This window comes from Rhodococcus sp. 14-2470-1b (assembly GCF_002259415.1).
Classification (GTDB): Bacteria; Actinomycetota; Actinomycetes; order Mycobacteriales; family Mycobacteriaceae; genus Rhodococcoides.
This window is the reverse complement of sequence record NZ_NPFY01000036.1, coordinates 262,885-284,966: the sequence shown is the minus strand read 5'-3', so window position 1 is coordinate 284,966 and position 22,082 is coordinate 262,885. Positions and strand designations below refer to the sequence as shown.

Below are 22,082 nucleotides of genomic sequence, written 5' to 3'. Positions count from 1 at the left end.
GTTTTCGAAGATGACTCCGACCGAAGCTGTGCCTGTCCGGGATGCATCGACCGTGATCCTCGTCCGTGACGCGCCGTCCGGAATAGAGGTCTTCCTCCTCGAGCGCGTGTCCGGCATGGCGTTCGCAGGTGGGATGACGGTGTTTCCAGGGGGCGGCGTCGACAGTTCCGACGGCGACGCCGATCTGACCTGGGCGGGCCCGGATGCATCATGGTGGGCGGGCAGATTGGGCGTCGACGAACGAAGAGCCGCGTCGCTCGTCTGCGCGGCAGCCCGCGAGACGTTCGAGGAATGTGGAGTCCTGCTCGCCGGTCCTACGGCCGATTCGGTGGTGCGCGACACCTCCGTCTACGCCGACGATCGAGCCGCACTCGAACGGCACGAACTCACCTTCGCGGCGTTCCTCGAGCGTCATGGGCTGGTGCTGAGGGCGGATCTGCTGCGGCCGTGGTCCAACTGGATCACGCCGGACGGCGAAGCGCGTCGCTACGACACGCACTTCTTCGTCGCGGTCACGCCCGAGGGGCAGGACGCCGATGGCGCCACACGTGAAGCCGCGTCGGTCGGTTGGAGGTCTGTGGAGTCCGCGCTGGACGACTGGCGCGGTGGACGTACCGTTCTGCTTCCTCCTACGTGGAGTCAATTGGCTGGGCTGACGGCCTTCGATTCGGTGTCCGGCGTCCTCGCCGCGGAACCGGTCATCACTCCCATTCAGCCGAACCTGTACTACGTCGACGGGGAACTGCGGGTCGAGTTTCCCGACGACGAGGCCTACTACGCGGGCAGTGCGCACCCGTGGTCGGGGAGATGACGCCGGGCACCGGTAGCGTGTGCGGACATGGCTGAGTTCGTGAATCTCGAGGTATCCGACGGTATCGGCACCATCCGCTTGGACCGACCACCGATGAACGCGTTGAACCGTCAGATACAGGAGGAGATCCGGGCCGCCGCGCGTGCCGCGACGATCGATCCCTCGGTCAAGGCCGTCATCGTCTACGGCGGTGAGAAGGTCTTCGCCGCCGGTGCGGACATCAAGGAAATGGTGGAGTTGTCGCCCGCGCAGATGAACGACATCATCGGGGACCTGCAGTCCGCGCTGGGGTCGGTGTCCGAGATACCCAAGCCCGTCGTTGCCGCGATCACGGGTTACGCACTCGGAGGTGGCCTCGAAGTGGCGTTGAGCGCCGACCGTCGCATTGCCGGCGACAATGCGAAACTCGGGGTGCCCGAAGTGCTTCTCGGCGTCATCCCCGGCGGTGGCGGAACCCAGCGGTTGGCACGCCTCGTGGGTCCGAGCAAGGCCAAGGACCTGGTCTTCACAGGCCGATTCGTCGGAGCCGAGGAAGCACTCCGCATCGGACTGGTCGACGAGGTCGTCGCCCCGGACGAGGTGTACAACGCCGCGAGAAAATGGGCTTCGCAGTTCACCAAGGGTGCGTCGCGGGCGCTGGCTGCGGCCAAGGCGTCGATCGATCAAGGCCTCGACACAGATCTTCACACCGGCCTGAAGATCGAAGCTCAGCAGTTCGCGGCTCTGTTCGCGACGAAGGATCGGACCATCGGCATGGAGTCGTTCATCGCCAACGGACCGGGCAAGGCCGACTTCACCGGCGAGTGATCGCCTGCCCCGCGAAACTGGAACTTGTTCATTTCCTACCGGATAGTAGGCTGCCCTCATGACTGCAAGCCCTCACGACGGTTCGTCCGACTCCCAGGCGGCCGGCGCTGATTCCAGCCTCCACGTCGTACCGGACCCCGCTCCCAACCCGCACGCCACGGCGGAGCAGGTGGAGGCCGCGCGGAGCGACACCAAGCTCGCCCAGGTCCTCTACCACGACTGGGAAGCCGAGACGTACGACGACAAGTGGTCCATCTCGTACGATGAGCGCTGCATCGACTACGCGCGTGGACGGTTCGATCAGGCCGTCGGTTCTTCTCCGGACGCGCAGGATGCGCTGCCCTACGGTCGCGCGCTCGAACTGGGGTGCGGCACCGGCTTCTTCCTGCTGAACCTGATGCAGGCGGGTATCGCGGAGAAGGGTTCGGTCACGGACCTGTCGCCGGGAATGGTCAAGGTGGCATTGCGCAACGCCGGGCACCTGAATCTCGACGTCGACGGCCGAGTCGCCGATGCGGAGACCATCCCGTACGAGGACAACACGTTCGATCTCGTTGTCGGGCATGCCGTGCTGCATCACATTCCGGATGTGGAGCAGTCCCTCCGCGAGGTGCTCCGTGTGCTCAAGCCCGGGGGGCGCTTCGTGTTCGCCGGCGAGCCGACGACTGTGGGAAACTTCTACGCTCGGTGGTTGGGACGCGCTACGTGGGAGACCACAACGCGAATCACGAAGTTGCCGTTCCTGGCGAGCTGGCGCAAGCCACAGGAGGAACTCGACGAGTCCTCGCGGGCAGCGGCACTCGAAGCCGTCGTGGACCTGCACACGTTCGATCCGAGCGATCTCGAGAACATCGCGACGAGTGCCGGTGCCGTCGACGTCCAGGCGCGGACGGAAGAGTTCGCGGCAGCATTGCTCGGCTGGCCTGTCAGAACGTTCGAGGCGGCGGTTCCCGCCGAGAAGCTCGGGTGGAACTGGGCCAGGTTCGCGTTCGGGGGCTGGAAGACACTCAGCTGGGTCGACGAGAAGGTTCTCACGCACGTTGTCCCGCGTGGGTTCTTCTACAACGTGATGATCACCGGTCTGAAGTCGTCCTGACCGTTCGCACTCGCTGAACATCACGCGCTGAACATATCGGCACTTCATGGGCTACACCTTCACCGACGCCGACATCGACTACCTCACCGACGATGTCGGCGTCGGCGCGCTCGACTGGATCTCTCGGCTGGCGCTCACCAAGCAATCCATGCTCGCCGACGTGACCGCGGCACGCAGCAGGTTCGGCGACAACACCGCCGCACTCGTCGAGACCATCACTGCGCGGCGCAAGGCTTCTGCCAAGCTCGACGGTGCAGGGTCGTGGCTGCTGACCGACGATGCCGTACAGCAGGCGACGCCGACGATCGTGGCGCGGCGCCGTGCCGAACGGCTCGCCGGCCTCGACGTCCACGACGTCACCTGCTCGATCGGCACCGAACTGGACTCGTTGGTCAGCACCGCAGGGTCTGTGCTCGGAAGCGACCTCGACCCGGTGCGGTTGCGGATGGCCGGCCACAACGTTCCGTCCGCGTCGATCGTCCGAGCCGACGCACTCGTTCCCGTGTCCCGTGGCACCGTCGTGCTCGCCGACCCCGGGCGGCGTTCGGACGGCAGGCGCACCCACGACCCCGCGGCTCTGCAACCGCCGCTGCCGGACCTGATCGAGACGTACGTCGGACGCGATCTCGTCGTCAAGTGCGCCCCCGGACTGAATTTCGATTCGCTCGGGTGGGCAGGAGAAATCGAGTTGGTGTCGCTCGACGGCGGGGTCAAGGAAGCGTGCCTGTGGTCCGACGGCCTCTCCGCAGCGACGATCACACGGCGCGCATCGGTATTGAGTTCCGACGGATCCGCCTACGAGATCACCGATTCCGAGCCCGACGACATCGACTCCGCAGAACCCGGGGAGTGGTTGATCGACCCTGACGGAGCTATCGTCCGCGCAGGCCTCGTTCGTCATTACGGGGCCCGGCACGGGTTGTGGCAACTCGATCCCCGCATCGCATATCTGACCGGCAACACGGTGCCCGAGGGTGTGAACGGATTCCGGATCCTCGACCGAATCAAGTACTCGGAGAAATCGTTGCGGCAGGCCCTTGCCGCGCACGGATGCGGATCGGTGGAGATCCTGGTGCGTGGCGTGGACGTCGACCCCGCAGTGCTACGGCCCCGCCTGAAGTTGAAGGGCGACACAGCGCTGTCGGTGATCATCACGCGGATCGGCCGGTCCGGTGTGGCGTTCGTCTGTCAGGCTCGTCGCCCGGGCAGGACCGATCAGGACGTGTAGGTGAAGATCTCGCCGAGATAGGTCGAGGTGACCACCTGGCCGTCAGGCCCGATCGACGTACCGACCGTGGGGCCGGAGGCGCCTTCGAGCACCTGCTCGGACACCGTCTCCCCGCTCGCCGAGTCCAGCGCGACGAGGACTGCCTCGTCACCGCGGCCAACGACCGTGACGATGCGGCCATCGGCGGTGCTCACCGGAGTACCCAACTGCTGCAGATCATCTCGCGACCAGGCGACACTCGCGCTCGTGCCGTCGTCGCGGATCGAGCGCACCGACCCCTCGCCGCCCGACGGAACGATCGAACCGTCGCTCGCGACCGATGGCGTGTTGCTCGCACCGAATCCGGCTCCGAACGTCCACCGCTGCGAACCGTTCGAGGCGTCGAACGCGGACACCCGGCCGTCGACGTCGGCGAGATAGATCGTCGAGCCGTCCTCCGACAGAACAGGACTCGACGACACTCCGGCCGGGAGCAGTTCCGACGACCAACGCTCCGTGATCGACGGTGTCGCCTCCGCGTCGTAGTGCAGCGAGATCAACTGCGGTGCAACGGCACCCGAACGCCACAGAACGAGATAGATGTTCGACGCATCCAGGTCCACGGCGGGCGTGGCCGCCACTGCGCACTCGGCGGAACCCGTCGCACACGCATCGAGACCGGTTGCAGGCGGGAGGAAATCGGCGCCGGGCTCGGCCAGGAAATCAGGAGGGTCGATCAGATCGTGGATCGGCACGACGGACTTGCCGGTCTGGGTGTCCAGGACGTTGATCTGACCGAACTGAGTCACAGCCAGAACGCTGCCGTCACCGAGGAACTGCGCGGAACGCGGAACGCCGTTGGTGGGGGTGCGCCAACGCAATTGACCGTGCTCGTTGAACGACGAGAACCCACCGTCGTCGCCGACGTACACATTGGCCACGGAATCGACGAGGGGTGTCTCGGTGCCCACCGACGGCCCGACGCGGTTGCACCAACGCTTACGGCCCGACTCGATCTCGAACGAGAAGAGATTGCACCCGGCCTCACCGAGCGTCGAGACGAACATCTGACCGCTCGCCGCGATCGACACCGGAGACGACGTCGTCGCACCCAGCGGGCGCGACCACGCGAATTGTGCGTCCGACAGTCCGGCATGCTCGGTGGAACTGCTGTTCCGGGAGTCACCGTGCACGACAGGCCACCCGTCGGGCGCGAATGCGTCGATTGCCTCCCCGCCCCCGCCGCATGCTGCCGCGGTCAGGGCTGCAACGGTCGCCAGCGACACCACGCGAGCCACACCAGCTCTACCGCCAAGCACCTTGTTACTTCTCCTCGAACGTGTCCGACGCACATGATTCAAGGACAGAGACTATCCCGGCCACCGTCTCGATGGCCAAAGCGGTCCACACGGGTCGTTCCGAGCCGCACTGCAGTGCCGCTAGGGTGGACGGCTATGACGAGCATGTGGAACGCGCCGCTGCGTTCACGCTGGCGGGGATCACGACGACGCGACGAGGACCAGGCCCGGTTTCTCACCCGCGACTCGCTCCGCTGGGTGCTGAAGAACAAGGCCTACACACCGTGGTACCTCGTTCGGTACTACCGGCTCGCTCGGTTCAAGGCTGCCAATCCTCATGTCGTGCTACGGGGAATGGTGTTCCTGGGCAAGAACGTCGAGATCCATTCGACTCCCGAGTTGTCCCGGCTGGAGATCGGGCGATGGGTACACATCGGCGACGGCAACGCGATCCGGTGCCACGAAGGTTCGCTGCGGATCGGTGACAAAGTGGTGTTCGGCAAGGACAACGTCGTCAACACTTACCTCGACATCGAGATCGGTGCGTCGACGCTCGTCGCAGACTGGTGCTACATCTGCGATTTCGACCATCGGATGGACGACGTCACCACACCGATCAAGGACCAGGGGATCGTCAAGGGACCGGTTCGGATCGGTCCGGACACCTGGATCGCCGCCAAGGTGACGGTTCTCCGCGAGACCAGCGTCGGTCGTGGATGCGTGCTAGGTGCACACGCAGTCGTCAAAGGCGTGATACCGGACTACAGCATCGCCGTCGGTGCGCCGGCCAAGGTAGTCCGCAACCGCAAGGCCGACTGGGAAGCCGGTGCTGCCGAGCGCGCGAAGTACATCGCAGCGCTCGAGGACATCGAACGCAAGAAGGCACTCAGGGCAGCGGAAGCTGCGCGCGGAGACTCAACTGCGCTCGGGTAGAGCACGTTCGACGATGGTAGGGCGCGCGAGCGGATACCGCACCTTCCGTTTCGCGGCCAGATAGACCTGGGCGGTCGCTTCCGCGACATGCCTCCAGTCGAAGTCGACGGTCAATCGCTCACGTGCGGCGTGGGCTCGCTCCTGGGCTGCATCGACGTTGTCCAGAACTCGTCGAACCGCAGTGGCGAGTCCTGCCACGTCGGACGGCTCGAAGGACAGACCGGTCACGCCGTCGACTATCGCTTCCCCCAACCCTCCTGCCGTCGACGCCACCAGCGGGGTCCCCGCGGCCGCAGCTTCGAGAGCGATGATGCCGAACGGTTCGTAGCGGCTGGGGAGAACGATTGCGTCGGCACCGTGGAGCCAACCGAGTAGTTCTGTGTGGTCGAGCGATCCGAGGAAGGAGACGGAACGGGTCACTCGGTGCGTTCGGGCGAGCTGCGCCAACCACGCGAACTGTGTTCCCTCGCCTGCAATGTGCAGTGTGGTGCCCGGGTGGCTCCGACGGATGCGCGGCATGGCGGCGATGGCGTCCTGGATGCCCTTCTCGTATTCGAGACGGCCGACGTACAGCAGTTTGGCGGGTTCCTGGCGAGGCTGGCGAGGACGGAAGGTCCACGTGCGGATGTCGATGCCGTTCCTGATGACCGACACCGCCGAGTCGCGAATCCCGAACAGCCGAGTGACCTCGTCCTTCATCGATGCCGAACAGGTGATGACGGCGTCGGAATCGTTGGCCAGCCACCATTCGATGGAATGCACCTGACGATTGATCGTGCCGGAGATCCAGCCACTGTGCCTGCCCGCCTCGGTGGCGTGGATCGTCGAGACGAGGGGGACGTCGAAGTGTTCGGCGAGCGCGATGGAAGGGTGCGCCACCAGCCAGTCGTGCGCGTGGACGACGTCGGGTTGCCAGCCGTCGCCCAGGCCCGGCTTGCCGAGTGCGATTCCGGCGCGAACCATCGCGTGTCCCATGGCGAGGGTCCACGCCAGCATGTCTTCGCCGAAGACGAAGTGCGCGGGATCTTCGGCCACCGCGACCACCAGGACGCCGTCTTCGATGCGATGGTGCGTGGGATGGGTCGACGCGTCGGTGCCCGTCGGGCGGCGCGCCAGCACCACGACTTCGTGTCCGGCGGAGACGAGTTCGGTTGCCAGATGGTGGACGTGTCTGCCCAGCCCCCCGACGACGACGGGCGGGTACTCCCACGACACCATCAGAACCTTCACTTCGACGCTCCCCTCCGAGCTGCAGATCCGTGCTGCAGGTTCTCCGAGCTGTACTTACCTGCTACTCGACGAGCGTCGAGTGCGGGAAAAAGCCCGTCCGCCTGGTTCCACCCGCGTGCGAGCCGCTCCGCGTCGTCGTGACGACCACCGCGGACCGCGTCCGCGATCTCCCGGAGAGCGTGGGCGTGGACGTGCGCACGCTGGCGCGCATATCCGGCCGCCGTGTCCTTGCTGACCATGAATGCCCAGTCACTGGCAACCGCGTTGAGTGTCTCACGCAGAATCTGGTCGTTCACCCTGTTGCGCAATTCGGGTATGCCCGATCGCTGCCCGTCCACCGTGCGCTGCCCGTCCACCGTGCGCTGCCCGTCCACCGTGTGCTGCCTGTCCACCGCGCGCTGTCCGTCGAGTGAGCTCAGCGCTGCCTCGACCACCTCGGCGTTCAGATCGACCAGATCGCGGACGGCGTCGCCGTTCCACACGCGCCAGTCCTTGCCCGACCCCCATGACGACTCGGTCAACTGTACCGGCGAGCCCACGAATCCCTTGCTGCGAGCGTCGTCGAGAGTTCCGATGTCGATTCCGGCTTCCGGTAGAGCTCGCAGGACACGTTCGAGCCAGACTGGACCCTCGAACCACCAATGGCCGAACAATTCCGTGTCGAACGCCGCCACGACGAGTGCGGGTCGACCGATGCGGTCGGACTCGGAGCGGAGCCTGCGCCTGACCGCGTCGACGAAGTCCGCGACGTGAATGTCGATCGCGGCGGAGGCGGCCGCGGGATCGTAGGGCTCCTTGTCGGCCGAGTCGACGGTTCGTCCGGTGACGCGGGCGTGCTTGAGCCCGGTCGCATGGTCGTAGGTGTGGAAGTCGCGGTACGAGGCATGACCGGGGTAGCCGGATTTCGGCGACCACACGCGATAGCTGACCTCGAGATCGCGCCCGAATGCGAGAACGTCGGATTCTCGCACCGGTCGCCCGAGCGTCGTGTCGCCTCGCAGGGATGGGCCGTCCACCATGAAGTGGGTGACCCCTGCGTCCGCGTATCCGACTTCCATCCCCGGTGCGTACGCACATTCGGGTGCCCAGATGCCGGTGGGCCGTGTGCCCCAGCGCCTCGCCGCGTCGGAAAGCCCCTCGGACAGCGAGAATTCGCGCAGCCTCGGATCGAGCAGCGGTTGGAAGGGGTGGGCGAGGGGGCCGCCGAGCAGTTCGACCGTTCCAGCGTCGACGAGTGTACGAACGACCGGTGATCCACCGTGTCGCCACTTCGTCTCGAATGTGTCGAGTGCCCGTGCGGCGCTTCTGTGTTCGCGGATCGACATCGCACGGTCGGTCGCCTCGTGCGCGCGCAGCTGCCAGTTTCCGAGCCAATGATGCATCCCCGCAAGACAATGCGGGTCGTCGAGTTGAGCGGCGAGCACCGGGGTGATTCCGAGCGAGAGCAGGTTGGTACGTCCCTCGTCGGCGAGCGTCGAGAGCATGTCCGTCAGCGGCAGATAGGAGTCGGCCCACGATTGGTACAACCACTCCTCGCCGACCGGCCATCGGCCGTGATTGGCGAGCCAGGGCAGGTGCGAGTGCAGAACCAGAGAGAACATGCCCGGTTCGGTCACCTTCGGTGAAGGTGTGCTCACCCGCTCACCGCAGCTCCGCCGTGAGGCTTGATCGCGACGGCGACCAGGTCGAGGCTCCCGTCCATGTCCGTCGGGTGGATGTCGAAATCTGCCGTGGTGATCGATGCGACGTCGGCCGAGAGGGCTGCCGGCCAGGGCTCCCCGGCGAGAGCGCGCTCGATCTGAGCGTCGATGAACGACCCTCCGTGCTTGTCGTCGAGCTTTCGAAGCGTGGACCCGTGATGGACGCCGGTCATGACGTCCACGGTGAAACCTGCGTGTTCCAGCAGCTCGGACAGCTCGTCCGCGTTCAATTCGCGCGTGTGGAACGGGTTCAACGGAGTGTCTCGCCCCGGGGAGAACGTGATGCGATTCGGTGTACTGACGAGCAACTCTCCACCCGGGCGGAGGACCCGGAAGCACTCGTCGAGGAACTGCCCCTGATCCCACAGATGCTCGATCACCTGGAAGTTGACGACCACGTCCACCGAGTCGTCGCGAAGGGGCAGCTGTGCCAGATTGCCGCGGAGCATGCGGACTCCGCGATACCGATCGTGTACGTGAGCGGCGGCGCCTGCGTCGTAGTCCACGCCGGTGACCGACTCGGCAACGGCGTCGATCATGTTGGCGCCGTAGCCTTCTCCTGATCCTGCCTCGAGGACGGTGCGGTGCCGGCACCGCCCCAGCAGGTGCTCGTACACGACCTCGTGTCGGCGGAACCAGTAGTTCTCCTCCGCGATGCCAGGAACCGTGCGCTCGCCGGTGAGGGGGAGCGGTGCGTCCGCGTCGGCTGTCGATGATTCGCTCACCGACGAGAGGGTAGTGCCTACGTCCAGGGACGATCCATCGGCAGTGGCGTCCGATCAGGCGGGGCGGATGTATTGTCGGATCGGAAATGCGGTAAGTTACCCACCAGTAACTAAACATGGGGTAATCTACGGCAGGGCCTAGAACAGCAAGAACCCATAAGGCACGACCCGATTCACCCTACGAATCAGCGGAACATGACCAGGAGGTCGACGCAGACCCATGACGAACATCGTTGTTTTGATCAAGCAGGTTCCCGACACGTGGTCCGAGCGCAAACTCACCGACGGTGACTACACGCTCGACCGTGAGGCAGCCGACGCCGTTCTCGACGAGATCAACGAGCGCGCCGTCGAAGAAGCCCTGCTCATCAAGGAATCACAGGGCGGCGAGGTGAAGGTGCTGTCCGCAGGCCCCGACCGCGCCACCGATGCCATCCGCAAAGCGCTGTCCATGGGTGCCGACAGCGCCGTGCACCTCAACGACCCCTCGCTCCACGGGTCCGACGCCATCCAGACTGCGTACGCGCTGGCAGCTGCGCTCGGGAACGTCGCGTTCGAGAACGACGAGCCCGCCGATCTGATCATCGCGGGTAACGAGGCCACCGACGGCCGCACGGGCGCTGTACCGGCAATCATCGCCGAGTACCTCCAGATCCCCGCTCTCACCCAGCTCCGCAAGCTGACCGTCGCCGACGGCACCGTGTCGGGCGAGCGCGAGACGGACGAGGGCATCTTCGGCCTCGAGGCTGCACTGCCGGCCATCGTCAGCGTCACCGAGAAGATCAACGAGCCGCGCTTCCCGTCCTTCAAGGGCATCATGGCCGCGAAGAAGAAGACGGTGCAGACCATCACGCTCGCCGAGATCGGCGTCGAGGACGGCATCGTCGGCGTGGAGAACGCAGGAACGACCGTCACGTCGTCCACCCCCAAGCCTCCCAAGACTGCAGGCGAGCGGGTCACCGACGAGGGCGACGGCGGCGACAAGATCGCCACCTACCTCGTAGGCCAGAAGATCATCTGATCCCGCCGACGTAACGCCGCGCAGACCACTTAAGGAGAGCAAGTCATGGCAGAAGTACTCGTGCTCGTGGAGCACGTCGAGGGAACCCTCAAGAAGGTCAGCACCGAGCTGATCACCGCCGCCCGTGCACTCGGCGAGCCGTCGGCAGTCGTCACCGGTCCCGCCGGTACCACCGACAAGCTGGCCGACGCATTGACCGAGGCAGGCGCGGAGAAGATCTACGCCGCGGAGTCCGACGACATCGACGGCTTCATCATCACCCCCAAGGTCGACGTCCTCTCGGCACTCGCCGAGTCCGTCTCGCCGGCCGCGATCATCACCGCAGCCAGCATCGAAGGCAAGGAAGTCGCCGGACGCCTCGCGGCGCGCCTGGGCTCCGGTCTGCACAACGACGTCATCGCTGTGAACGGCGACGGCAGTGCCACCTACTCGATTTTCGGTGGCGCGTTCACCGTCGAGGCAAAGGCCAACGGAGACGTCCCCGTCATTTCGTTGCGTCCGGGCGCAGTGGAAGCCGAGCCGAAGGCAGGCGCGGGTAGCCGCGAAACCGTCGAGGTTCCGGCGCAGGAAGACGGCGTCGTCAAGGTCACCTCGCGTGACCCGATCGTCGGCGGCGACCGCCCGGAACTCACCGAAGCGACCGTCGTCGTGTCCGGTGGCCGTGGCGTCGGAAGTGCAGACAAGTTCAACGTCGTCGAGGACCTCGCCGACTCGCTCGGCGCAGCCGTCGGAGCGTCGCGCGCTGCGGTGGACTCCGGTTACTACCCGGGTCAGTTCCAGGTGGGTCAGACCGGTAAGACGGTCTCCCCGCAGCTCTACATCGCACTCGGCATCTCCGGCGCCATCCAGCACCGCGCCGGAATGCAGACCTCGAAGACCATCGTCGCAGTCAACAAGGACGAAGAAGCACCCATCTTCGAGATCGCCGACTACGGCATCGTGGGCGACCTGTTCAACGTCGCACCTCAGCTCACCGAAGCGGTGAAGAAGCACAAGGGCTGATATCGCCCGGACAGACGACACGCCCCCGCCTCCCCGTTTCGGGGGCGGGGGCGTGTCTGTCGTTCACACAACGTGTTCGGACACGTTACCCACCTGATGCGCTGACGTGGCCGCGGCTCGTTAGACAACTTGCATGACCACTTCAGTCATGAACTCGCGTGCATCGTCCATGCCCGAGACGGCCACGAAGGGCCGAGGCGCCGACCGCTATTCGCTCGTCCTGTCCACCGACCGAGACCATCGCGACGCCGCTCAGAAACTCCGCTACGACGTGTTCGCGTCCGAACCCGGATACGACATTCCCCGAGATCCCAGCGGCCGTGATGCCGACCGCTTCGACGAATTCTGCGACCATCTTCTCGTCCGCGACAACACCACCGACGACTTCGTCGGTTGCTACCGCATGCTCACTCCCGACGCTGCCATCGCAGCCGGGGGCTACTACACCGCAACGGAATTCGATCTCACAGCCCTGAATCCGGCCGCGTCCTCGGTAGTCGAGATGGGACGCGCCGTCGTCCGGCCCGAGCACCGATCCGGCTCCGTCCTCGGACTCATGTGGGCTGGAATCCTGCACTACCTCGAAGTGACCGGCCTCGAATGGGTCATGGGATGCGTATCGGTACCCATGCAGGCGTCCGCCGAGGACGTTCCAGGGGCGAACGTCCGAGGCGTCCGCGACTTCCTGCTCGACAAGCATGGATCGGCACCCGACCGCCGCGTGATCCCACGTAACCCAGTCGTGGTCGACGGCCGCGGTCTGGACGACATCGTGGCCCCAGCGCGAACGTCGATCCCTCCTCTGCTTCGCGGATACCTGCGACTGAACGCGGTGGTGTGCGGAGAACCGTCGCACGACCCCGACTTCGGAGTTGCGGATTTCGTCGCACTGCTCGGGCTGAGCGATGCCAACACTCGGTACCTGGATCGGTTGAGGAGCGCGGCCAACACGTACGAGACGAGGGGACAGGGATGAGCGCGTCGAACATCGTCGACTCGTCCGGCCGCGCAGCCGAATCGGCCGTGACGGAACAGGTGGTGGATCATGCATGGATGCCGTCCAGCCCGTGCGGAGACGGCTGCATCGCGCGCGGAAGCGCAACCGTGGGTTCGGTGGTGGTCGCACTGCGCATTCTGGTCGCGCTGTTCGCGGTCGCTCTGCTCCCGGTACTGATCGCCGTCGGTGTGGTCTCACCCCGACTGCGCAGGCGCGTCACTCGGTTCGGTGCGCGGATGTTGCTGTTCGCCGTCGGTATCGGGCTCTGCGTCCACGACCCACGGTCGGATCGGGAACGCTCCCGTACCGAACACGGCGCGCTCGTCGTGGCCGGACACATTTCCTGGACGGACGTACTGGTCCTGACGGCACTGCGACCGGCGACGTTCGTCGCCCGCGGCGACCTGATCGAGTGGCCGGTACTGGGCCTGTTGGCCAGGGCAATGAAGGTGCTTCCCATTCACCGGCAGAAACTGCGTGCGCTCCCGGGGACCGTCGACCAGGTTGCGGACAGACTGCGCGACGGTAAAACGGTCGTGGTGTTCCCGGAAGCGACGACCTGGTGCGGACAGGCGTACGGCTCGTTCCGGCCTGCGATGTTCCAGGCCGCGATCGACACGGAGACCTGGGTGCAGCCGGTCCGGCTCGCGTACGTCGACGGAGATTCTGCTCGCACGACCGCGACGTGCTTCGTCGGCGACGAGACCATCGGTCAGTCGATCGGCAGGATCCTGCGGCTGAAAGGAATCGTCGCGCGCTTGGAACTGGCCGCTCCCGAGGCGCCGGGCACCGACCGTCGGGATCTCGCGAGGCGTTGCGAGGCAGCGGCGCGATCCGGTGATCGATTCGATCCGACCATGCACGGCGTCGTCACTCTCGACGTCACCCACGACGTCGTCCGGGCACCGGAACGGCCCGCGCACCGCTGAGCAGGATCCTCGGGTGGCCGGGTTTCTCGGGTGGGTGGGGCATGTGTCATCACCGGCTATCCTTGGAAGCGTTATGCCTTCTGCCCGCAGTTCGGCTGCTGCCCCCCGCACGAGTGCACCCGTGTACCTCGATCATGCTGCGACGACGCCCATGTCCCGCGCCTCCATCGAGGCCATGACGGCAGTGTTCGCCACCGTCGGGAACGCATCCTCGCTGCACGGATCCGGCAGGGCCGCCCGCCGCAAGGTCGAGGAGTCGCGGGAATCGATCGCCGCGAACCTCGGAGCTCGGCCGTCGGAGGTGATCTTCACCTCAGGTGGAACCGAGAGCGACAACCTCGCGGTGAAGGGGATCTTCGCGGCTCGGCGTGACGCTGACCCGTCGAAAACCAGAATCATCGCCAGCGCCGTCGAGCATCATGCGGTTCTCGACGCAGTCGAGTGGCTCGCCGACCACGAAGGCGCAGAAGTCACCTGGCTCGAGGTCGACTCTCGTGGCCGAGTCCACCCGGACACCCTCCGTGCGGAGCTGGCCGTGGGAGCGGACCGAACCGCGTTGGTGACCATCATGTGGGCGAACAACGAGGTCGGCACCATCATGCCGATTGCCGAGCTGGCCGCCATCGCTCGCGAGTACGACGTGCCCATGCACAGCGACGCCATCCAGGCCGTCCCACATCTGCGCGTCGACTTCGGCGCCAGCGGCCTGTCCGCCATGAGTATCGCTGCGCACAAGTTCGGCGGACCGCAAGGCGTCGGTGCCCTGCTGCTCGGACGCACGACGGCCTGTGTCCCGCTGTTGCACGGGGGCGGTCACGAGCGTGACGTCCGATCCGGGACGCACGACACTGCGTCGGTTGTTGCGATGGCTGCAGCTCTCGCGGACACCGTCGCGCACCTCGATGACCGTCATTCGAACGCGGAGCGGTTGCGCGAGAAGATGGTGAGAGGTGTTCGCGCGATCGATCCCGAGGTGATCGTCAACGGCCCGACCGACGATCGGCGGCTACCCGGTATCGCGCACTTCACCTTCCTGGGCTGCGAGGGAGATTCCCTGCTCATGCTGCTGGATGCGGCAGGCATAGAATGTTCGACGGGGTCCGCCTGCACCGCCGGTGTGGCCAGCGCCAGTCACGTGCTGATCGCGATGGGCGCGGACCCGTCGACAGCACGCGGATCCCTGCGTTTCTCGCTAGGACCCGAATCGACCGACAATGACGTGGACGCACTGCTGGCAGCGTTGCCGCAAGTAATCGAACGAGCCCGCGCGGCGGGATTGGCGAGCGTAGGAGCTCGGGGAGGACAGCGCTGATGCGTGTACTGGCTGCAATGAGCGGCGGAGTGGATTCGGCAGTTGCGGCTGCCCGCGCAGTCGACGAAGGACACGACGTCGTCGGCGTCCATCTGGCTTTGTCGACCGAGCCCGGGACGCTGCGCACCGGTTCGCGCGGATGCTGCTCCAAGGAAGACGCCGGGGATGCGCGCCGGGCTGCAGACGTGCTCGGCATCCCGTTCTACGTGTGGGACTTCGCCGACCGATTCAAGGAAGACGTCATCGACGACTTCGTCGAGTCGTACGCTGCAGGCGAGACGCCCAATCCATGCCTCCGGTGCAACGAGAAGATCAAGTTCTCCGCGCTTGCCGACCGTGCGCTCGCTCTCGGATTCGACGCCGTGGCAACGGGGCATTACGCCCAGCTGCACGACGGCGTGTTGCGCCGTGCCGTCGACGCCGACAAGGATCAGTCCTACGTACTCGCGGTACTGACGCACGGACAGCTGTCGCGGGCGATGTTCCCCATCGGGGACACCCCCAAGTCCGAGATCCGCGAGGAGGCCGCAGCACGCGGACTCGCGGTCGCGGACAAGCCGGACAGTCACGACATCTGCTTCATCCCGTCAGGTGACACTCGTGCGTTCCTCGGAGCGAAGATCGGTATCCGTCCCGGCAAGGTCGTCGATGCAGACACCGGTGTAGAACTTGCCGATCACGAGGGTGTGCACGGCTTCACGATCGGTCAGCGCAAGGGCCTCGGAGTATCCGGGCCTGCCGCGGACGGAAAGCCTCGCTACGTCACCGCCATCGAACCCGAGAGCGGCAATGTCATCGTCGGGTCTGCTACTCGCCTCGACGTGTGGGGAATCAGTGGCGACCGCGCGATCTGGACGGACGGTGTTGCACCTACCGGTCCGATCGAATGCGTCGTACAGGTTCGCGCGCACGGTGGGCTCACGGAAGCTGTTGCGGAAGCAACCGCCGACGGGGGAGTGGACATTCAGCTTCGTAGTGCACTCACCGGAGTGGCGAAGGGACAAGCGGCCGTGTTGTACCGCCGCGACGTCCAGGGCGACATCGTCATCGGCAGTTCCACCATTGCCGGCACTCGTTCCGAGAGCGAGTGAGCGGCAGCGTCTTCGGGGCGCTGGCGACGGGCATCGGGTCGTGGCCCGGCACCGACGTTCGAGAGGCGTCCTCGATCGTTCTCGGTGAGCTGCCTGCACTGCCGCACATCGTCGAACTTCCGGCTCGTGGACTCGGTGCGGACACCATCGGCAGGACAGGCGCGCTGATGGTGGACATCGAACTCGACGTGCGTACGTCGGGTTATCGGGTGTCGCAGCGCAAGTCACTGACGGGTCGCCGCGCAGAAGATCTGTTGCACGAGGACCTCGACGTTCTCGAAGAGCTCTGGGAGACGGGTGGGTTCGGCGCGACCCATCGCGTGTTGAAGGTGCAGGCGGCGGGTCCGTTCACCATGGCCGCGCAGGTCGAGCTGCGCAGCGCGCACCGAGTGTTGACCGACCGCGGCGCGGTTCGCGACTTCGCGGATTCGTTGGCCGAGGGGCTCCGCCAGCATTGCGCCGAGCTCCGAACCCGGCTGGGTGTGGACGTAGTGGTCCAGATCGACGAGCCGAGTTTGCCTGCAGTACTTGCCGGTTCACTGTCCGGCGTGACCAGACTCGATCCGGTGCGGGCCGTACCGGAGCCCGAAGCGTTGGACCTGCTCGACTCCGTGTTGAGTGGCGTCGGCGTTCCCACTGCGGTGCATTGTTGCGGTGCAGACGTGCCGTTGGACCTGCTGCGCCGAAGCGCCGCGGAGGCCGCTGCACTCGACGTGGCGCAGCTCGGCGCACGTGACCTCGACGGCATCGGAGAGTTTCTTCAGGCAGGCAAGACGATCATGTTCGGCCTCGTGCCTGCGGTTCGGCCGGAGAAGGTGCCGACGTGGCGTGAGGTCGCGGCACCCGCGGTGACACTCGTCGACCGGCTCGGATTTCCGCGGTCCGTTCTGTCGACTCAGGTGTCGGTCACCCCCGCGTGTGGGTTGGCCGGGGCGACGCCGGAGTGGGCCAGGCAGGCGCTCGAGCTGGCGGGCAATGTCGCGGACGCTTTTCAGGACGCACCCGACTCGCTCTAGCAGCGTGTCGAGTGTCGGTGGGGTCCGTTAATGTTCGAGTGTGGACGAATCGACTGCACCGACTGCCGCGACCGAGAATGCCGACGATCGGGCGACGGGCACTCCGGCCTCCAGGGAGGACAAGGAGCGATGGCAGCAGCTGGCCGAGGACGTACGGGGTCATCAGTTCCGCTACTACGTCCGGGATTCGCCGGTCGTTTCGGACGGTGAGTTCGACGCGTTGCTGCGTGAGCTGACCGAGCTCGAGGAGCTCCATCCCGAACTGCGCGTGGCGGATTCGCCGACCCAGTTGGTCGGTGGCGGGTTCGCGACGGAGTTCACCGCGGTCGACCACCTCGAGCGAATGCTGAGTCTGGACAATGTCTTTGATCACGACGAGCTTCGGGCATGGGCCAAGCGTGTCGAGACCGAAGTGGGGGATCGCTCTGCAGGGCTGCACTACCTGTGCGAGGTCAAGATCGACGGTGTGGCACTCAACGTGGTGTACGAGAACGGAAAGCTCGTCCGCGGTGCCACTCGCGGTGACGGTAGAACCGGCGAGGACGTGACGCTGAATGCCCGCACCATCTCCGACATTCCGGAGACGCTGACTGCCAGCGAAGATCACCCGATTCCGACGCTTCTCGAGGTGCGCGGCGAGGTGTTCTTCCGGCTGGAGGATTTCCAGGCGCTCAACGCCTCGCTCGTGGAGGAAGGTAAACCGCCCTTCGCGAACCCACGTAACTCGGCGGCAGGGTCACTTCGTCAGAAGAATCCGGCGGTCACGTCCAAACGCAGACTCGGCATGATCTGCCACGGGTTCGGCCGCATGGAAGGGTTCGCGCCGGACACGCAGATGCATGCCTACGAGGCTCTGAAGGCGTGGGGGCTTCCCGTGTCGTCCCACACGTCGCGTGTGGAGGGGATCGACGCCGTCGTGGAGAAGGTGGCCTACTGGGACACCCATCGGCACGACGTCGAGCACGAGATCGACGGCCTCGTCGTCAAGGTCGACGAGATGAGTCTGCATCGTCGGCTCGGAACCACCTCGCGTGCGCCGAGGTGGGCAATCGCGTACAAGTACCCGCCGGAGGAAGTGACCACCAAGCTTCTCGACATCCGTGTGAGTGTCGGCCGCACCGGACGCGTCACCCCGTTCGCGTACATGGAGCCCGTGCTGGTGGCCGGTTCCACTGTGTCCCTGGCGACGCTGCACAACGGTTCCGAGGTCAAACGGAAGGGTGTCCTGATCGGGGACACCGTGACCATTCGGAAGGCAGGCGAGGTCATTCCGGAGGTCCTCGGACCTGTCGTCGACGCCCGCACCGGCGACGAGACCGAGTTCGTCATGCCGACCGAATGTCCCGAGTGCGGGACCACGCTCGCACCGGCAAAGGAGGGAGACGCCGACCTTCGGTGCCCCAACTCCGAGTTCTGCCCGGGGCAACTCCGAGAACGTATGTTCTTCGTTGCAGAACGAGGCAGGTTCGACATCGAGGGGCTCGGCTACGAGGCCGCAACCGACCTGCTGAAGGCCGGGGTGATCGAGAACGAGGGCGACATCTTCTCACTCACCGAGGACGACCTGCTGAAGACCGACATCTTCCGCACCAAGGCCGGAGCGTTGTCCGCCAACGGAAAACGACTGTTGGCCAACCTGGACAAGGCGAAGGACCGCCCTCTGTGGCGTGTGTTGGTGAGCTTGTCCATCCGCCACGTCGGACCCTCCGCGGGCCGAGCGCTCGCGAGTGAGTTCGGCAGCCTCGAGCGTATCGAGAACGCGTCGCAGGAGGAGCTTGCCGCTGTCGACGGCGTCGGCGGGACCATTGCCACGGCCGTATCCGAGTGGTTCAGGGTGCCGTGGCATCGCACGATCGTCGAGAAGTGGCGTGCAGCGGGTGTGCGGATGGAGGACGAGCGCGACGAGTCCATCGTCCGAAACCTGGAGGGCATGTCGATCGTCGTCACCGGATCGCTGGAGAACTATTCCCGTGACCAGGCGAAAGAAGCAATTCTGGTGCGCGGAGGAAAAGCAGCGAGCTCGGTGTCGAAGAAGACTGCATTCGTCGTCGTCGGTGAGTCGCCGGGCAGCAAGCACGACAAGGCCGTCGAGCTCGGCGTACCGGTCCTCGACGAGGCCGGCTTCACCGTGCTGCTCACCGAAGGCCCCGATGCAGTGCGGGAGCCGGATCCTGATGCCGAGGCGGAAGCTGACGACGCGGGGGAGGACGCGTAGCTCAGCCGAGAACGGTGGCGACGATGCCTGCGAGGTAGCCGAGGCGCGCGACCTCGGAGGGGCGGAAGTCCGGTCCTCCGGGGCGTCCGAGCATCAACACCGTCCCGGAGGCGCCGAGCGGTGCCGCGGCGATCTTCGTGTCCATGTCGCGCCACACCTGCGGCACCCACTCGGCGTCACCGTCGAGGGAAGCCGGGTGTGCCAACGGCATCCACGGCATGTCTGTTGCGTGTGTCTCCGGTGCACCCGAGCTGCCCACGACGCGGTAGGCCCCGTGAGGTCCTGTCGCGACCACGACGCTCCAGCCGACCCGCAGTACCCGCGGTGCTCCGTCGACCAGCACCTGAAGCCTGTCGTCGGTCGCCGCCGCAACCCGGTCGATCAGTTCCAGTTCGCGATGCGTGTCGAGCACACCGGTGTACGGCCGGATGGAGTCGACCCGAACGTCGGTCAGATTCTCGGCCGCGGTGATCAGCGTGTCGGGAAGTGCGCCGGGCGGAACGTCCACGACGAGGTCGTCGACGGCATACCCGTCGCCGCGTTCGATGACGTCGAGCGACAGAATGTCCGCGCCGACCGAACCCAGAGCGACGGCGAGCGAGCCGAGGCTACCCGGACGGTCGGGGAGCTGAACGCGGAGCAGGTAGGACATGTCGCGCCCTTTCGCTTACGAGATGACAGAACTTCCACGGGTGAAACACCGCGAGCCATCCTCGCACTGTTGGCGTCTCGCGGCGCAACTGCCGCACCGGCCGTGACCTTCGCGACATCTGGGTGCGACCCAGCGAACCGGGAGTGGAGCCTGCAGGAATGACCCAGCGAACCGGGAGTGGAGCCTGCGACGAGGGCCCCGATAAGGTTGACGATGGCCGCGTGTTTTTCGCGGTGCGTCGTCATATGTGTGAAAGGGGTCTACGCGGTGCCTGATATCTCCCGCGACGAGGTGGCTCACCTTGCCCGGCTGTCTCGGCTTGCGCTCAGCGAAGCCGAGTTGGACGAGTTCGCCGGCCAGCTGGATTCGATTCTTCACCACGTGAAGGCGGTGGCCGAGGTGGCTGCGGACGATGTGACGCCGACGGCCAATCCGAGCGCGATCACCAATGTCACGCGCCCGGACGTGATCGTGCCGGGTCTGACTCCCGAGCAGGCTCTGGCCGAGGCACCCAACGCCGAAGAAGACCGATTCGCAGTGCCGCAGATTTTGGGAGAGAGCGAATGACCGACCTGACCACGCTCGACGCGTCCGACCTGGCGTCGAAGATTCACGCGCGTGAGGTATCGGCCGTCGAGGTCACGCAGGCTCACCTGGATCGCATCGAGAAGGTCGACGGGGACATCCACGCGTTCCTGCACGTGTCGGGCGCCGCTGCGTTGGTTGCTGCCAAGGAGGTCGACGAGGCCCTCGGTGCGGGAGAGGCTGCGCCGTCGGCGCTTGCCGGTGTGCCGTTGGCGCTGAAAGACGTGTTCACCACCACGGACATGCCGACGACGTGTGCGTCGAAGATGCTCGAGGGCTGGATCTCCCCGTACGACGCGGCGGTCACCTCGAAGCTTCGCTCGGCGGGAATTCCGTTGCTCGGTAAGACGAACATGGACGAGTTCGCGATGGGCTCGTCCACGGAGAACTCCGCGTACGGTCCGACCAAGAACCCGTGGGACACCACACGCATTCCCGGTGGATCCGGCGGCGGCAGTGCTGCAGCGTTGGCGTCGCATCAGGCGCCGCTGGCGATCGGAACCGACACCGGTGGATCCATTCGTCAGCCTGCAGCGTTGACGGGCACCGTCGGCACCAAGCCCACGTACGGCACGGTGTCCCGGTACGGCCTGATCGCGTGTGCGTCGTCCCTCGACCAGGGCGGGCCATGCGGCCGTACGGTGTTGGACACCGCCCTGCTGCACGAGGTCATCGCCGGTCACGACCCTCGGGATTCGACGTCCGTCGACACGTCGGTGGCGTCCGTGGTGGCGGCCGCGCGCGAAGGAGCGGGCGGCGACCTGAAGGGCGTGCGCGTGGGTGTGGTGAAGGAACTGCACTCCGACAGCTACCAGAGCGGGGTCATCTCCTCGTTCGATGCGGCCGTGGCGACGTTGACCTCGCTCGGTGCCGAGGTCGTCGAGGTCTCGTGCCCCAACTTCGTTCACGCGCTCGCCGCGTACTACCTGATTCTCCCCTCGGAGGTGTCCTCCAACCTCGCCCGGTTCGACGGCATGCGCTACGGAGCACGTGCAGGCGACGACGGTAAGCACAGCGCCGAGCAGGTCATGGCGATCACGCGCGCCGAAGGGTTCGGCGCAGAAGTGAAGCGCCGCATCATGATCGGCACCTACGCGCTGTCCGCCGGGTACTACGACGAGTACTACGGTCAGGCGCTGAAGGTGCGGACTCTGATCGCTCGCGATTTCGACAGGGCGTACGAGAAGGTCGACGTGCTGGTGTCGCCGACCACTCCGACGACGGCGTTCCCTCTGGGGGACAAGGTCGACGACCCGATCGCCATGTACCTCAACGACCTGTGCACGTTGCCGACGAACCTCGCCGGGCACTGTGCGATGTCGGTGCCGTCGGGTCTCGCCTCCGAGGACGGGCTGCCCGTCGGTTTGCAGATCATGGCGCCGGCGTTCGCCGACGACAGGCTGTACCGCATCGGCGCGGCCTACGAGGCTGCGCGCGGCGCGCTGCGCTGACCCA

General features: G+C 65.9%; 20 protein-coding genes. 15 read left to right on the top strand and 5 right to left on the bottom strand.

The window, feature by feature from the left end:
- The first annotated feature begins 10 nt into the window (after positions 1-10).
- The 4 genes from CH293_RS25950 to CH293_RS25935 are packed head-to-tail and all read left to right on the top strand — an operon-like array spanning position 11 to position 3,942.
- Positions 11-811 (top strand): NUDIX hydrolase, encoded by an 801-nt coding sequence (locus CH293_RS25950; protein ID WP_094721863.1) that lies wholly within the window; start codon positions 11-13, stop codon positions 809-811.
- 27 nt (positions 812-838) lie between these two features.
- Positions 839-1,618: an enoyl-CoA hydratase/isomerase family protein gene (locus tag CH293_RS25945; RefSeq protein WP_037111317.1), complete on the top strand. Its 780-nt coding sequence runs from the start codon at positions 839-841 to the stop codon at positions 1,616-1,618.
- A 58-nt stretch (positions 1,619-1,676) separates the two neighbouring features.
- Entirely contained in the window at positions 1,677-2,714 is a 1,038-nt protein-coding gene (locus CH293_RS25940) for a class I SAM-dependent methyltransferase (RefSeq protein ID WP_094721862.1), read from the top strand.
- Positions 2,715-2,760: 46 nt separating this feature from the next.
- Positions 2,761-3,942 (top strand): SAM-dependent methyltransferase, encoded by a 1,182-nt coding sequence (locus CH293_RS25935; RefSeq protein WP_094721861.1) that lies wholly within the window; start codon positions 2,761-2,763, stop codon positions 3,940-3,942.
- Here CH293_RS25935 and CH293_RS25930 read toward each other — a convergent pair.
- Positions 3,930-5,240, bottom strand: coding sequence for a PQQ-binding-like beta-propeller repeat protein (locus tag CH293_RS25930; protein ID WP_255122981.1), 1,311 nt, complete (start codon positions 5,238-5,240; stop codon positions 3,930-3,932). The genes CH293_RS25935 and CH293_RS25930 overlap by 13 nt on opposite strands.
- Before the next feature lie 135 nt (positions 5,241-5,375).
- Here CH293_RS25930 and CH293_RS25925 point away from each other — a divergent pair, with 135 nt between their 5' ends.
- A complete protein-coding gene (locus CH293_RS25925) occupies positions 5,376-6,152 on the top strand; it encodes an acyltransferase (RefSeq protein WP_037111325.1) in 777 nt (258 codons plus the stop codon).
- Here the strand turns inward: CH293_RS25925 and CH293_RS25920 are convergent.
- Genes CH293_RS25920 through CH293_RS25910 form a run of 3 tightly spaced genes read right to left on the bottom strand, consistent with a single transcriptional unit; the run spans position 6,135 to position 9,807 of the window.
- Positions 6,135-7,382, bottom strand: coding sequence for a glycosyltransferase family 4 protein (locus tag CH293_RS25920; protein WP_094721859.1), 1,248 nt, complete (start codon positions 7,380-7,382; stop codon positions 6,135-6,137). The genes CH293_RS25925 and CH293_RS25920 overlap by 18 nt on opposite strands.
- Positions 7,379-8,983 (bottom strand): glycoside hydrolase family 57 protein, encoded by a 1,605-nt coding sequence (locus CH293_RS25915; RefSeq protein ID WP_176460130.1) that lies wholly within the window; start codon positions 8,981-8,983, stop codon positions 7,379-7,381. Before CH293_RS25915 ends, CH293_RS25920 begins: the two co-directional genes overlap by 4 nt.
- A 32-nt stretch (positions 8,984-9,015) precedes the next feature.
- Complete coding sequence (locus CH293_RS25910) at positions 9,016-9,807, bottom strand: methyltransferase domain-containing protein (protein WP_037111333.1); 792 nt, start codon at positions 9,805-9,807, stop codon at positions 9,016-9,018.
- A 220-nt stretch (positions 9,808-10,027) separates the two neighbouring features.
- Between CH293_RS25910 and CH293_RS25905 the strand changes: the two genes are divergently transcribed.
- From CH293_RS25905 to ligA, 8 genes are all read left to right on the top strand, one after another.
- On the top strand, positions 10,028-10,828 hold the full coding sequence (locus CH293_RS25905) for an electron transfer flavoprotein subunit beta/FixA family protein (RefSeq protein WP_019664336.1): 801 nt from the start codon (positions 10,028-10,030) through the stop codon (positions 10,826-10,828).
- A 45-nt stretch (positions 10,829-10,873) separates the two neighbouring features.
- On the top strand, positions 10,874-11,830 hold the full coding sequence (locus CH293_RS25900) for an electron transfer flavoprotein subunit alpha/FixB family protein (protein WP_019664335.1): 957 nt from the start codon (positions 10,874-10,876) through the stop codon (positions 11,828-11,830).
- Positions 11,831-11,963: 133 nt separating this feature from the next.
- Complete coding sequence (locus tag CH293_RS25895) at positions 11,964-12,806, top strand: GNAT family N-acetyltransferase (protein WP_094721857.1); 843 nt, start codon at positions 11,964-11,966, stop codon at positions 12,804-12,806.
- Positions 12,803-13,756: a 1-acyl-sn-glycerol-3-phosphate acyltransferase gene (locus CH293_RS25890; RefSeq protein WP_094721856.1), complete on the top strand. Its 954-nt coding sequence runs from the start codon at positions 12,803-12,805 to the stop codon at positions 13,754-13,756. Before CH293_RS25895 ends, CH293_RS25890 begins: the two co-directional genes overlap by 4 nt.
- A 73-nt stretch (positions 13,757-13,829) precedes the next feature.
- Positions 13,830-15,068, top strand: coding sequence for a cysteine desulfurase family protein (locus CH293_RS25885; RefSeq protein WP_094721855.1), 1,239 nt, complete (start codon positions 13,830-13,832; stop codon positions 15,066-15,068).
- Positions 15,068-16,159, top strand: a complete 1,092-nt coding sequence (gene mnmA, locus CH293_RS25880; protein ID WP_037111340.1) for a tRNA 2-thiouridine(34) synthase MnmA — start codon at positions 15,068-15,070, stop codon at positions 16,157-16,159. Before CH293_RS25885 ends, mnmA begins: the two co-directional genes overlap by 1 nt.
- Positions 16,156-17,175: a methionine synthase gene (locus CH293_RS25875; protein ID WP_037111342.1), complete on the top strand. Its 1,020-nt coding sequence runs from the start codon at positions 16,156-16,158 to the stop codon at positions 17,173-17,175. The genes mnmA and CH293_RS25875 overlap by 4 nt, the downstream gene beginning before the upstream one ends.
- Before the next feature lie 40 nt (positions 17,176-17,215).
- Entirely contained in the window at positions 17,216-19,390 is a 2,175-nt protein-coding gene (gene ligA / locus CH293_RS25870) for an NAD-dependent DNA ligase LigA (RefSeq protein ID WP_094721854.1), read from the top strand.
- A gap of 1 nt (position 19,391) precedes the next feature.
- Here ligA and CH293_RS25865 read toward each other — a convergent pair whose 3' ends face one another.
- Positions 19,392-20,042 (bottom strand): amino acid-binding protein, encoded by a 651-nt coding sequence (locus CH293_RS25865; RefSeq protein WP_019664328.1) that lies wholly within the window; start codon positions 20,040-20,042, stop codon positions 19,392-19,394.
- A 267-nt stretch (positions 20,043-20,309) separates the two neighbouring features.
- Between CH293_RS25865 and gatC the strand changes: the two genes are divergently transcribed.
- Together gatC and gatA are read left to right on the top strand one after the other, a co-directional pair.
- Positions 20,310-20,609: an Asp-tRNA(Asn)/Glu-tRNA(Gln) amidotransferase subunit GatC gene (gene gatC, locus CH293_RS25860; protein WP_026347656.1), complete on the top strand. Its 300-nt coding sequence runs from the start codon at positions 20,310-20,312 to the stop codon at positions 20,607-20,609.
- The gene (gene gatA / locus CH293_RS25855; RefSeq protein WP_094721853.1) at positions 20,606-22,078 is read left to right on the top strand and encodes an Asp-tRNA(Asn)/Glu-tRNA(Gln) amidotransferase subunit GatA; all 1,473 of its coding nucleotides are present in this window, start codon (positions 20,606-20,608) and stop codon (positions 22,076-22,078) included. The genes gatC and gatA overlap by 4 nt, the downstream gene beginning before the upstream one ends.
- Positions 22,079-22,082: the final 4 nt, after the last annotated feature.